Raw genomic sequence first — 12,305 nt, 5'->3', positions numbered from 1 at the left:
GTGGGACGGCCCTGCCGCCATGGCCTTCACCGACGGCCGTCAGATCGGCGCCACGCTCGACCGCAATGGCTTGCGGCCGGCGCGCTACTTCGTGACCGACGACGGTCTTGTGGTGATGGCCTCGGAGACCGGCGTGCTGCCTTTCGCCGAAGAGAAGATCGTCGAGAAATGGCGGCTTCAGCCCGGCAAGATGCTGCTCATAGACTTGGAGAAGGGCCGCATCATCTCCGACGAGGAGATCAAGGCGGAGCTGGCCGGAGCCAATCCCTATCAGCAATGGCTCGACCGCACGCAGATCCACGTGCACGAGCTGCCGGGCAGCCCTGCACCACCGGCGCGCACCAATGTGAGCCTGCTCGATCGCCAACAGGCCTTCGGCTACACGCAGGAGAGCGCCAAGTTCATGATGATTCCCATGATCCAGACGGGTCAGGAACCCATCGGCTCCATGGGCACGGACACGCCGATCGCGCCTTTGTCCGACCGGCCCAAGCTGCTGCACACCTATTTCAAGCAGAACTTCGCGCAAGTGACGAACCCGCCGATCGATCCGATCCGCGAGGAGCTCGTCATGTCGCTGGTGACCTTCATCGGGCCGAGGCCGAACCTTCTCAACCTGGAAGGCACCTTGAAGGACAAGCGCCTGGAGGCGGCCCATCCCATTCTCACCAACGAGAACCTGGAACGCATCCGCGCCATCGGCGCGGTCGCCGACAATCAGTTCCTGACCGTCACGCTCGACATGACCTATCCGGTCGAGGACGGCGCCGACGGCATGGCCGGTGCGCTCGAGACGCTGTGCGAAGAAGCCGAGAAAGCCGTCCGCGAGGGCGACAACATTATCATCCTGTCGGATCGCGCGACGGGGCCCGATCGCATTCCGATCCCCTCGCTGCTGGCCACCAGCGCCGTGCACCATCACTTGATCCGCGAAGGTCTCAGGACCTCCGTTGGTCTCGTCGTCGAGACGGGCGAGACCCATGAGGTCAATCAGTTCTGCACGCTCGCCGGTTATGGCGCCGAGGCGATCAATCCTTATCTGGCGTTCGAGACCATCGAAGCCATCGTGCCGGAACTCGACGAAGACCTGACGGTCGAAGAAGCCATCACGCGCTACATGAAGGCCGTGGACAAGGGCACCTTGAAGGTCATGTCCAAGATGGGCATCTCGACCTACCAGTCCTATTGCGGCGCGCAGATCTTCGACGCGGTAGGCCTGCACTCGGACTTCGTCGCCAAGTATTTCACCGGCACCAACACGCAGATCGAGGGCGTCGGACTCGAAGAGATCGCGCGGGAGACCGTGGAGCGGCACAAGCTCGCGTTCAGCGACGCGCCCGTCTTGAAGAATGCTCTCGACGTTGGCGGCGAGTATGCCTTCCGTGTCCGCGGCGAAGCGCACACCTGGCGTCCCGAGGTGGTCGCCGACCTGCAGCACGCAGTGCGTGGCGAGCTTCCGGAGAAATACCGCGAATACGCGGAAGCCGTGAACGAACAATCTCAGCAGCTGCTGACCCTGCGCGGCCTGTTCCGCATCAAGAACGCCGACGAGATCGGGCAAACGCCGATCCCGCTCGACGAGGTCGAGCCTGTTTCCGAGATCGTCAAGCGCTTCGCCACCGGCGCCATGTCCTTCGGTTCAATCAGCCGCGAGGCGCACACCACGCTGGCCATCGCCATGAATCGCATCGGCGGCCGGTCAAACACCGGCGAAGGCGGCGAGGAAGTGGACCGCTTCACGCCCATGGAGAACGGCGACTCCATGCGCTCGGCCATCAAGCAAGTGGCATCGGGCCGTTTCGGCGTGACGACCGAGTATCTCGTCAATGCCGACATGATGCAGATCAAGATGGCGCAAGGCGCCAAGCCCGGCGAAGGCGGCCAGCTGCCTGGTCACAAGGTGGACGCCACCATCGCCAAGGTGCGCCACTCGACGCCGGGCGTGGGGCTGATCTCGCCGCCACCGCACCACGACATCTATTCGATCGAAGATCTTAAGCAGCTCATCTTCGACCTGAAGAACGTGAACCCTCAAGGCGACGTCTCGGTCAAACTTGTCTCCGAGGTCGGCGTCGGCACGGTTGCCGCGGGCGTGGCCAAGGCCATGGCGGACCATGTGACGATTGCCGGTTTCGAAGGCGGCACGGGCGCATCGCCCCTCACCTCGATCAAACATGCAGGCAGCCCTTGGGAGATCGGCTTGGCCGAAACTCAGCAGACGCTGGTGCTGAACCGCCTGCGCGGGCGTATCGCCGTGCAAGTGGACGGCGGCTTGCGCACGGGCCGCGACGTGGTGGTGGGCGCACTGCTCGGCGCCGACGAGTTCGGCTTCTCCACCGCGCCTCTGATCGCGGCGGGCTGCATCATGATGCGCAAGTGTCATCTGAACACCTGCCCGGTCGGCATCGCGACGCAAGACCCCGTGCTGCGCAAGCGCTTCACGGGCACGCCCGAACACGTGATCAATTACTTCTTCTATGTCGCCGAAGAGGTTCGCGAGTACATGGCCGCGCTCGGCTTCCGCAGCTTCGATGAAATGATCGGCCGCAGCGAAGTGCTCGACAAGGAGAAGGCGATCGACCACTGGAAGGCACGCGGTCTCGACTTCACCAAGCTGTTCCACAAGCCCGACGTGGCCGCCTCTTTGCCGATCAGAAACACCGAGCGTCAGGACCATGGCTTGGAGAGCGTCCTCGACATGAAGCTCATCGAGCTTTGCCGCGATGCTCTCGAAGAGAAGAAGCCGGTCAAGCTCGACCTGCCGATCAAGAATGTCGACCGCTCCACGGGCGCCATGCTGTCCGGCGAGGTCGCCAAGCGCTACGGCCATGCGGGGCTGTCGGACGACACGATCTGGATCCGCTTCAAGGGCTCCGCCGGGCAAGCCTTCGGCGCCTGGCTGGCCAATGGCGTGACCCTCGATCTCGTCGGCGAGGCGAACGACTATGTCGGCAAGGGGTTGTCGGGCGGGCGCATCATCGTCCGGCCGCCGGAGGAGTCCGGCATCGATCCGGAGAAATCGATCATCGTCGGCAACACGGTGCTGTATGGCGCCATCGCCGGTGAGTGCTATTTCCGCGGCGTCGGCGGCGAGCGCTTTGGCGTGCGCAACTCTGGCGCCATCGCCGTGGTCGAAGGCACGGGCGATCATGGCTGCGAATACATGACGGGCGGCGTGGTCGTGGTGATCGGCCCGACGGGCCGCAACTTCGCGGCCGGCATGTCCGGCGGCATTGCTTACGTTCTCGACGAGAGCGGCGACTTCGAGCAGCGCTGCAATATGGCCATGGTCGACCTCGAGCCGATTCCGGGCGAGAACCAGGCGATGGAGCAGCAGCGCCACCAGGGCGGCGATCTGGAGAGCCACGGCCTTGTCGACTTGACCGACATGACGCGTCATGACGAGGAGCGGCTGCACCGGCTGATCGAGAACCACCTGCACTACACGGGCTCGACCCGCGCGCGGGAGATCCTCGACAACTGGGCCACGTATCGTCCGAAATTCATCAAAGTCATGCCGGTCGAGTACCGGCGAGCCTTGCAGGAGATGGCGCGCCAGCAGGCCGCCGATGCCACGAGCCTCGGCGAAATCGAGATCGGCCTGCGCGGCAACGGCAAATAACCAGGCAGGGATGCGGCCACGCCCTGGAGCTCCAAGCGCCAGGCCGGTGGTCCTGCCACGCGAAGATGCGATACGCTTGAGTGAAGAATGGGAGCGCGGGTCTGTTCGCGCTTCTTTGGTTGAGATTTTGGGGCGGAGAACGTGACCTAATGGGCAAGATCACGGGCTTTTTGGAGATCGAGCGGCAGGAGCGGGGCTATGAGCCGGCCGCCGATCGCGTGCGCCATTTCAAGGAATTCGTGATTGCGCCGGGCGAGGCGGAGCTTGTGCGCCAGGCCGCCCGCTGCATGGATTGCGGCATTCCGTATTGTCACACCGGCTGCCCGGTGAACAACCAGATCCCGGACTGGAACGACCTCGTCTATCAGGACGATTGGTTGGACGCGGCGCGGAACCTGCACTCGACCAACAACTTTCCGGAAGTGACTGGGCGCATCTGCCCCGCTCCGTGCGAGGCCGCCTGCACGCTCAACATCATCGACGAGCCGGTCACCATCAAATCCATCGAGTGCGCCATTGCCGACCGGGCCTTCTCCGAAGGCTGGGTCAAGCCGCAGCCGCCGGAGAAGACCACCGGCAAGCGCGTGGCCATTGTCGGCTCCGGCCCTGCGGGCCTTGCCGCCGCGCAACAGCTCGCGCGCGCCGGCCACGACGTGCATGTCTACGAGAAGCATGCCGAACCTGGCGGCCTGCTGCGCTACGGCATTCCGGACTTCAAGATGGAGAAATACGTCATCGAACGCCGCGTGGCGCAGATGCAAGCCGAGGGCGTGACGTTCCATTGCAACGTCAATGTCGGCAAGGACGTCGCCATCGGCGAGCTGGAGCGCGGCCATGACGCAGTGCTGCTGGCCGGCGGGTCGGAAGCGCCCCGCGATTTGGCCGTGCCGGGCCGCGATCTTCCGGGCGTCCACTTCGCCATGACATTTCTGCCGCAGCAGAACCGCCGTGTGTCGGGCGAGCCTTTAGGCGACGTGGAGGAGATCGTCGCCGACGGCAAGCAAGTCGTGGTCATCGGCGGCGGCGACACGGGCTCCGACTGCATCGGCACCTCGTTCCGTCAGGGCGCGACATCGGTGACGCAGCTGGAGATCATGCCAGAGCCGCCGGAGATGGAGAACAAGGCGCTGACCTGGCCGCACTGGCCGCTGAAGTTCCGCACCTCGTCCAGTCAGGCCGAAGGCGCGGAGCGCGATTTCAGCGTTGCAACCAACCGCTTTCTCGGCGACGGCAAGGTCGAGCAGCTCGAATGCGTGCGTCTCGACGATCAGATGAAGCCGATTCCGGACAGCGAGTTCACCATTCCCGCCGATCTCGTGTTCCTCGCCATGGGCTTCTTGCATCCCGTGCACAAGGGCATGATCGAGGATCTCGGGGTCGATCTCGACCAGCGCGGTAACGTCAAGGCCAATGAGCTGGACTACCGGACCTCGCGGCCGAAGGTCTTTGCCGCCGGCGACATGCGCCGCGGCCAGTCGCTCGTCGTCTGGGCGATCCGCGAAGGCCGCCAGGCGGCGCACGCCATCGACAAATTACTCATGGGAACGACGACACTGCCCCGCTAATTGCCGGGACTCCGAGAACCCTAGCTCGGCGGCCAGGCGAAATCGTCTGCCCGGCCCGACTTCGGCTCCAGCTGTTCGCCCTGGATCAGAACCCGGTAATAGGGCCGCTGCTTCAGCGGCAGTTGCGGCCGCGATGAAGCCAGCGTGAGGTCGGTGACGGCCGAAATGGTCGCCATGGAGGTGAAGCCGCCAGGCAGCTGGCTCGTAATCACCTCAGGCTCCGTCGTCGTCGCGGCCTGCTGCGCCGTGAGCCGATCGGCTGGGGCTGCCACACTTGGCAACGCCGTGGGCCTCACCACGCTGACGTCGCCGACTTGGCTTTCACGCAGCGCGTCCTCTTCCTCGCCACCCTCGGCAACGTTCTGCGTCTTCTTGGGCGCCACCGGCTTCGGCGCGACGAAGCGGTCTTTCACCTTGGCCTGTTCCTGCTCGTTGCCCGCAAGAGGAATATTCCGCTCCGCCTTGGCCAAGTTGATGTCCTTGCGCAGCTCCTTCTCGACGAAATGCGCAAGCTTGACGTTGCCGCGCATGGTGAAGTGCTTCCCATCATTGGCGCGCAACCGTTTCGACTTGCCCGACATGTCCGGCCCATATGCACTGTAGCGGCCCTGCTCGTCGGCGAACCCTTCCCACGTATCGATGAACTTGGCACCGTTGACGAACGCCTTCTCACGGAAGACCTCGTTGAGCTTTTCTGCATTGGAACTCTGGCCGGGGCTGCGCATCACCGGTAGGCCGACCCAGTACACCGCAACATTTGCGGCACGCAGCTTCTTGATGAATTTCTCAACCCGCGCGCCATAGGCCTCACGCCACTCTTCGGTGCCGACCTTCAGCACCTTGCCGTCCTGCTTGATCGGCTGCGCGTCATTGGCGCCGAACATCGCCACGGCAACTTGGTAGTTGCCGTCCTTCATAATCTTGTCGATTTCCCCGTTCCAGTTGTAGCGGCGGGTGTTCACGAACCCCGTCGACTTCTGGGAACGCTGGATGAAGTCCAATGTCGGATCGGCCTCGAAGGCACGATATAGGCCACCCCACAGTCCCTCGCCGAGGGAGTCGCCGACCACGACGATCCGGTAGCGATCGCCGTTCGGAAACGGCGTGATGTAGCTGCGGTGAGCGGTCTGGTTGGTCTGCGCCAGTGCGGGCTGGCCGGAAAACCCCAGCATGAGCGCGGGCAAAAGGCCGAACGCGGCGGCTCCGATGAGAGCCCGCATCAGGCGAAGACCGAACGCACTAAGAACCATCGTCAATCGGACCTCTCCAGAAACGAGAGCAAACCTATAGCATCAATTCGCCGAGGGCGCGCGCTCGAGGGTCATGGTGACAGGCTGCCCAGCGGGCGCACTTTTCGGCACGACGACACTTGCCGGCTGATTGGCCGGGACGGCAGGCGCCTGCGGTGGCGCGACAGAAGCCGGCGGCGCCGGCATTGCGGGCGCGGCCGGGGCCGCAGCCGGGGCTGCGGCAGCAGTCGGGGCCGGAACAGCCGCAGCCGGAGCAGCCGGAGCGGCCGGAGCCGGAACAGCAGCCGCCGGAGCCGGCGCAGCAGGCGCTTGCGCCGGGGCAGGCATCGCAGGCGCGGCTTGCTGGTTCGCAGCACCAACGGGTTGCGGGGCGGCGGATTGCGGGTCGGCAGGCGGCGGGGTCACGGCGCCGATGGGTTCCGGGTCCGCGACGGGTGGCAGCGGTGGTGCATCGGCACGCAGCTTCTTCAAAATGGTCTGTGTCGGATAGCCGTCGACAGGCAGCTTCTTGACGCGCTGATAGGACCTGACGCCCTCCAGCGTACCGCTGCCGATAATGCCGTCCACATCGCCTTCAAGATGGCCGAGCGCGATCAGCAGACGCTGCAACTCCATGCGCTGCTCCATGGACAGCCGCCGCTCACCCGTAGGCCAAGCCTGAACAAATGGCCCATAGCCAGCGAGCCGGTCCGCCAAATGTCCAACGGCAAGAGCATAGGAGTCCGCTTGGTTGTAGCGCAGCAGCGAACGGAAGTTGTTGAGGAGCAGAAATGCCGGCCCGTTCTTTCCCTCCGGCGCAAAGAGCTGCGCCTTATCGCCTGGACGCGGGAAGGGCTTTCCGTTGATCCGTTTGATCCCGGCCTTTTGCCACTGCGCCACAGTCCGGTAGGTCTTCCGGCTGACGCGCTTCGGATTGAACTTCTTGGGTAGCTTGACCTCGTAGCCCCACGTCTGGCCCGGCTTCCATCTGGACTTGCGCAAATACGCGGCGGTCGAGCCAAGCGCATCGGGAATGGTGTCCCAGATGTCGCGGCGGCCATCGCCGTCGAAGTCCACGGCATAAGCCGTATAAGTTGTCGGAATGAACTGGGTATGCCCCATGGCGCCGGCCCAAGAGCCGTTCATGTTCTCAAAGGTCGTGTCACCGCGTTGCAGGACTTTGAGCGCCGAGACGATCTGCCCGCGCGCGAACTTGGCTTTGGTGCCGGAGCAGGCAAGCGTCATCAGAGATTGGATGACGCCCTTTTCGCCTTTGTTGTCGCCGTAGTTGGACTCAACGCCCCAAATGGCAACCACGATATGCCGGTCGACGCCATACTTTGCCTCGACCTGATCGAGCAGCGGCTTGTACTCGATGAGCTTCTCTTTGCCGGTCGCGAGGCGCTTGGGCGAGATGGCGCGGTCGACATACTCGCCGATCGGTTTTTTGTACTCGGGCTGATATTTGGCCGCCTCGATCACCTCTTTATCGCGGGTGATGCCGGCCGTGGCGCGCTGAAACGTGTCCCGGCTGACACCGGCACGCTTGGCGGCGGGCCAGAAGCCCTTCACGCAGTTCTGGAACCTGTCTGCGTGGGCGGGCCCCGAAGGCGCCAGCAGGAACGCCGAGACAGCCCCAAACATCAAGGCCTTAGAAATGTTCATGATTCGCATGGCGGGAACCTAGCAACGGGTGCGGGCGAAACCTAGGCAACATCACCGCCAATTTATGGGGATTTCCCTAATTCGCCGCCTTCAGCACCTGGTTCACCAGGGCATGGCTCGGGTAGCAGGTGAGCGGCTTGCCGAGCTCCTTCTCCTTCTTGCCGATGCTCTGCCGGGTCTTGAACCCCACCAGGCCGTCCACCTTGCCCACGTCGTGCCCTTCGGCCACCAGGACATTCTGGAACTTCAAGATGCGGTCGCGGGTGAACCGCTCCACCGGCTTCCACTTGCCGACAAAGGCGGCCGGAGAGCCATAGGCGATCATGTCCGCCACGTGGCCGACGAACATCGCGTACACGTCCGAGTTGTTATAGAGCTTCAGCACCGAGAAGTTGGTTGTGGCAAGAAAGGCAGGCCCCTTGAGCCCCGCTGGCAGGACCAGGAAGGTCCAGTCCTCCAGCCGCTCTTTGGGAAAAGGCCGCCCCTTTACCCGCTCGACGCCAAGATCGATCCACTCGCGGATCGGCAGCGATTGGTCGGGACCTTGCAACGTGCAGTCGAAATTCTTCGGCAGCGTCACCTCGTAGGCCCAAGGCTGATTGCCGTCCCAACCTTGGCTCTTGAGCGAGTTGGCCGCCGACGCCAAGGAATCCGGAACCGAGTTCCAAATATCGCGCCGACCATTGCCGTCGAAGTCCACGGCGTAATTCTCAACGTCACCAGGCAGAAACTGGACGTGCCCCATGGCGCCGGCCCATGAACTCTTCATCTGCGCGCGCGTCGCATGTTTGAGTTCGATGATCTTCAACGCGCCGATGAGTTGCGGGCGGAACTCGTCCGCGCGCCGGCCCATGAACGCTTGCGTGGCAATCGCCGTCAGCGCGTCGTGGGGCAGCGCGGCACGGCCGAAGCCTGTCTCACGCCCCCAGATGGCAAGGACGACGCTCCCCGGCACGCCATATTGCGCCTCGATTGCCTTGAGGGTCGGTGCGAGTTTTTTGGAGCGGGCACGGCCGGCCGCCGCCAGGCCGTTCAGACTGCGCGCCTTGAAATAGTTCTGCGGCACGCCGAACTCCGCTTGCGGCTTCGGTTTCGGCTTCATGGCCGCAGGCAGCGCGGGACCGCCGGGAACTGCCGGATCCGGCGGCTCGATCTGCGGCAACGACCAATCGAGCTTGAGACCTTTCATCTCACGATCGAAGGTCGCGCGCGAGACGCCCGCCGCTTCGGCCTCCGGCCAAAGATCTTGCAGCCATTGGCCAAAGCGCGCGTCGACCGCGCGCCGATAGTCGGAGACAGCATCAGCTTTTGTGGGCACCGGCAACAGGACCAGCGCGGCCAAGGTGAGCGCAGACAAGGAGGCAAGCGCGGATAAGGCAAGCGCGGCCCTTACCCTCTTAAGCGAAGATTCCCACATGTGCGTTCCCGACCGATTCGCGTTAGGGCGCCGATTGTGACGGGTGGTTTTGACGCTGCAAAGGCAAAAAGGCTCTCGCGGTATAGCCAGCCCCCGGTCACCGTCCCCAGTTGCATAACCTGCAATTCGCTCTTGCTATCGCAAAGCTGTTGGGGGACTTCTAGGTCCTCAAGGGGAATGGAACCCGCTGGTTACGGATCAGTCCAACGAGGAGTGAATGACCGCTCGCGTCCGCAAGGCCGTGTTTCCCGTCGCGGGGCTCGGCACGCGCTTTCTTCCCGCCACCAAGGCGATGCCCAAGGAAATGCTGACAGTGGTCGACCGGCCGCTGATCCAGCACGGGGTCGATGAGGCCTGCGCGGCCGGCATCGAGCATTTCATCTTCGTCACCGGCCGGAACAAGGGCGCCATCGAAGACCACTTCGACATGCAGCCCGAACTGGAGGGGACGCTTCGCGCGCGGGGCAAGACGGCCGAGCTAAAACTCCTGAGCGAGGCCCTGCCCGAGGCCGGCAGCGCCAGCTTTGTCCGCCAGCAAGCGCCGCTGGGCTTAGGCCACGCCGTTTGGTGCGCTCGTGACATTGTCGGTGACGAGCCCTTCGCCGTGGTTTTACCCGACGTCTTGGTGCAGTCGCCCGGCAAGGGATGCCTGGCGCAAATGCTCGACGTTTACGACAAGCATGGCGGCAATATTCTCGCCGTGGAGCCCGTGCCTGACGACGAACTGAAGAGCTATGGCGTGGTGGCGGTCGGCGACGCCGACCGAAACGTCTTTCCCGTGACTGGCATGGTGGAGAAGCCCGCGCCGGGCACCGCACCGTCGAACCTGACCATTCTCGGCCGCTATGTTCTTCAGCCGGAGATTTTCGGACTCCTCGGCGAGCAGGAGAAAGGCGCCGGCGGCGAGATCCAGCTGACCGACTCCATGCTGGCGCTGCTCAAGAGCCAGTCCGTCTATGCGGTGGAGTATGAAGGCCGCGCCTTCGACTGCGGCTCGAAGGTTGGCTTTCTTGCCGCCAACGTGGCCTTTGCGCTGGAACGGCCCGATTTGCGCGATGCGGTTGCCGTCGAAATCAAGAAGCTGATCTAGCGCCGAATGCGCATGCCGATCCGCACGCGGTTCTCCGTGAAGTCATCAAACTCATTGTTGGAGAAGAAGTCCCTGTAGTCATACTCCGTGTATACGGACATATACGGATTGAAGTAGCACTCCGCCGATGCGCCGGTGCTGAAGCGCTGGTCGACCTGAGGCGTGGCAGCGTAGTCGGCAATTTCGTAGCTGACAAAGGTGCCGAGGACAAGATAGCGCCAAATCGCCTGCTGTAGAGATAGCTCATAAAAGCGGTCGATGGCCCCAAGAGAATCCACGAGCGTCGTGGTCGAGACCTGCGACCGTGCAATAAACTCAACCAAAGTCATCGGGGTCGGCTGCCAGATGACGTTAGCGTTTAGCAGGAGTCCCTCGATGGGACCGACGGAGTCATCGATCGAGGTCTGTTCGCCCCAACCGAAATTTATGTCGCCGCTGAGCGCGTCGCTGAATGCGAAGGTAACGCCGGAGAGAGCCGCAAAGCCGTTGGAGTCGCGTGTTATCCCACTCACGGCGATCGGCTGCTCGTATTCCTCCCGGCTAATCTCTCCTTCCACATACGTCGTTAGCCTCGGGTTGAACTCATAGGAGGCACGCAGCCGCAGCTCATCCTCACGGTAGTCCCTGATGTCCTGTTGCGGAATGATTGTATCAAGCACCGGATCAAAGATCCCAAGGCCCGCGTCCCCATAGTGATAGTCCGTCACGGCTCCCTGGACCCGCAGCGTCAAGCGATTGAATGTGTGTTCCGCTGCCGCGTTGATGCCCTCTTGCTGTATGCTCGTCCGAAAGCCCGCGATGTCTACCAGACTGACCGAGTTTCGGCCTTCCTGCGTTTGCGACTTAGTCAAGTCGAGTTCAAGACTGGAACTCCGCATTATATCGAGCCGGCCCCGAAGAGCCGCCGCGTAAGTCTTGGTGTCCTCGACGGGGAACTCCTTGTACCAACTACGGTCGGCCTCGAACGAGGCGGTGAAGGAGTGCCGGGTCCAATTCGATTGCAGCACGAGGTTCGGCGCAAACTCTAAGGCATAGTCCGAGCGCGGAATAGGCGTTCCCAGCACGTTGTCGGTCAGGATCGTGCCGACCTCAGTCTCGGCGTAGAGCAGGAAACTGCCAAGCTTCATCCCGATGGGCATGTAAGGGTCAAGCCGAGTTCGCTCCGGCAGAACCGGCCGGTTGTCCAGAACATTGTCGGACGCGCGTGGCGCTCCCACCAAAGGCGTTCCGGCCGGCATGGTGATCCCAGGGCCCTGTTCCCGAGCCACGTCGACTGCCTGATCGTCTCCATCGCCCAGGCCCCCGAGCGGGGGCGGCGGGGTAGGTGCGGCCGGCAGCGCGGGCAAGGCCGGCGGCGCGGGGGTCAAGGCTGGGTCGTTGGCCAGATTGCCGGGTGTCTGGGTGTTAAAGACGCCATCGGACGTGACGCTCCTGTTCACGGCGTTCCGCTCGGCCTCCCGGCGCTGCCTGGTACGAGAGAGGGGCGGCGTCGCCTCAGAACCACTCTGCGCGCCGATGCTGCCGCGCAAAGGTGGAGCGGCCGGAAGCTGGGCCCCGGGGAACCGACGCATCTTGAGCGGCGGCCGGCGCACAAAGAGCGGCGAGTAAGGCTGCAGCGAGCGCGCCCGCTGCGCTGGACGTGTGGCGACGCGGCAAGGACGCACCTCGATCGAAAAACTCGGTGAAAGGCCTAGAATCCGCGAAAAATCGCGAGGTC

General features: G+C 63.5%; 7 protein-coding genes. 3 read left to right on the top strand and 4 right to left on the bottom strand.

Annotated features, from left to right (window positions below; genetic code table 11):
* Window positions 1–3,622, top strand: a 3,622-nt coding sequence (gltB, locus tag ABY454_RS07015; protein ID WP_372929464.1) for a glutamate synthase large subunit, incomplete at its 5' end; no start/stop codon positions are given.
* A gap of 149 nt (window positions 3,623–3,771) precedes the next feature.
* Complete coding sequence (locus ABY454_RS07010) at window positions 3,772–5,187, top strand: glutamate synthase subunit beta (protein ID WP_372929463.1); 1,416 nt, start codon at window positions 3,772–3,774, stop codon at window positions 5,185–5,187.
* 20 nt (window positions 5,188–5,207) lie between these two features.
* Here the strand turns inward: ABY454_RS07010 and ABY454_RS07005 are convergent, their stop codons facing one another.
* The 3 genes from ABY454_RS07005 to ABY454_RS06995 form a co-directional block, all read right to left on the bottom strand.
* Window positions 5,208–6,407, bottom strand: a complete 1,200-nt coding sequence (locus tag ABY454_RS07005; RefSeq protein ID WP_372929462.1) for a DUF459 domain-containing protein — start codon at window positions 6,405–6,407, stop codon at window positions 5,208–5,210.
* Window positions 6,408–6,479: 72 nt separating this feature from the next.
* A complete protein-coding gene (locus tag ABY454_RS07000; protein WP_372929461.1) occupies window positions 6,480–8,081 on the bottom strand; it encodes a lytic murein transglycosylase in 1,602 nt (533 codons plus the stop codon).
* A 76-nt stretch (window positions 8,082–8,157) separates the two neighbouring features.
* Window positions 8,158–9,498, bottom strand: a complete 1,341-nt coding sequence (locus ABY454_RS06995) for a lytic transglycosylase domain-containing protein (RefSeq protein ID WP_372929460.1) — start codon at window positions 9,496–9,498, stop codon at window positions 8,158–8,160.
* A gap of 217 nt (window positions 9,499–9,715) precedes the next feature.
* On the opposite strand from ABY454_RS06995, the gene galU reads away from it, so the two are divergent.
* Window positions 9,716–10,588, top strand: a complete 873-nt coding sequence (gene galU / locus ABY454_RS06990) for a UTP--glucose-1-phosphate uridylyltransferase GalU (protein WP_372929459.1) — start codon at window positions 9,716–9,718, stop codon at window positions 10,586–10,588.
* Here the strand turns inward: galU and ABY454_RS06985 are convergent.
* Window positions 10,585–12,027, bottom strand: a complete 1,443-nt coding sequence (locus ABY454_RS06985; protein WP_372929458.1) for an outer membrane beta-barrel protein — start codon at window positions 12,025–12,027, stop codon at window positions 10,585–10,587. The two genes, galU and ABY454_RS06985, sit on opposite strands and share 4 nt — an antisense overlap.
* Window positions 12,028–12,305 lie beyond the last annotated feature (278 nt).

Origin of the sequence: Methyloceanibacter sp. (assembly GCF_041573655.1) — a bacterium.
Taxonomy (GTDB): Bacteria; Pseudomonadota; Alphaproteobacteria; order Rhizobiales; family Methyloligellaceae; genus Methyloceanibacter.
The sequence above is the reverse complement of the archived record's forward strand: the minus strand, read 5'-3'. Positions and strand labels throughout refer to the sequence as shown.

Excerpts from the sequence above, each read along its gene's own strand:
- ABY454_RS07010 (WP_372929463.1), top strand. The coding sequence starts at position 3,772 with ATGGGCAAGATCACGGGCTTTTTGGAGATCGAGCGGCAGGAGCGGGGC.
- ABY454_RS07005 (WP_372929462.1), bottom strand. The coding sequence starts at position 6,407 with ATGCGGGCTCTCATCGGAGCCGCCGCGTTCGGCCTTTTGCCCGCGCTC.
- ABY454_RS07000 (WP_372929461.1), bottom strand. The coding sequence starts at position 8,081 with ATGAACATTTCTAAGGCCTTGATGTTTGGGGCTGTCTCGGCGTTCCTG.
- ABY454_RS06995 (WP_372929460.1), bottom strand. The coding sequence starts at position 9,498 with ATGTGGGAATCTTCGCTTAAGAGGGTAAGGGCCGCGCTTGCCTTATCC.
- galU (WP_372929459.1), top strand. The coding sequence starts at position 9,716 with ATGACCGCTCGCGTCCGCAAGGCCGTGTTTCCCGTCGCGGGGCTCGGC.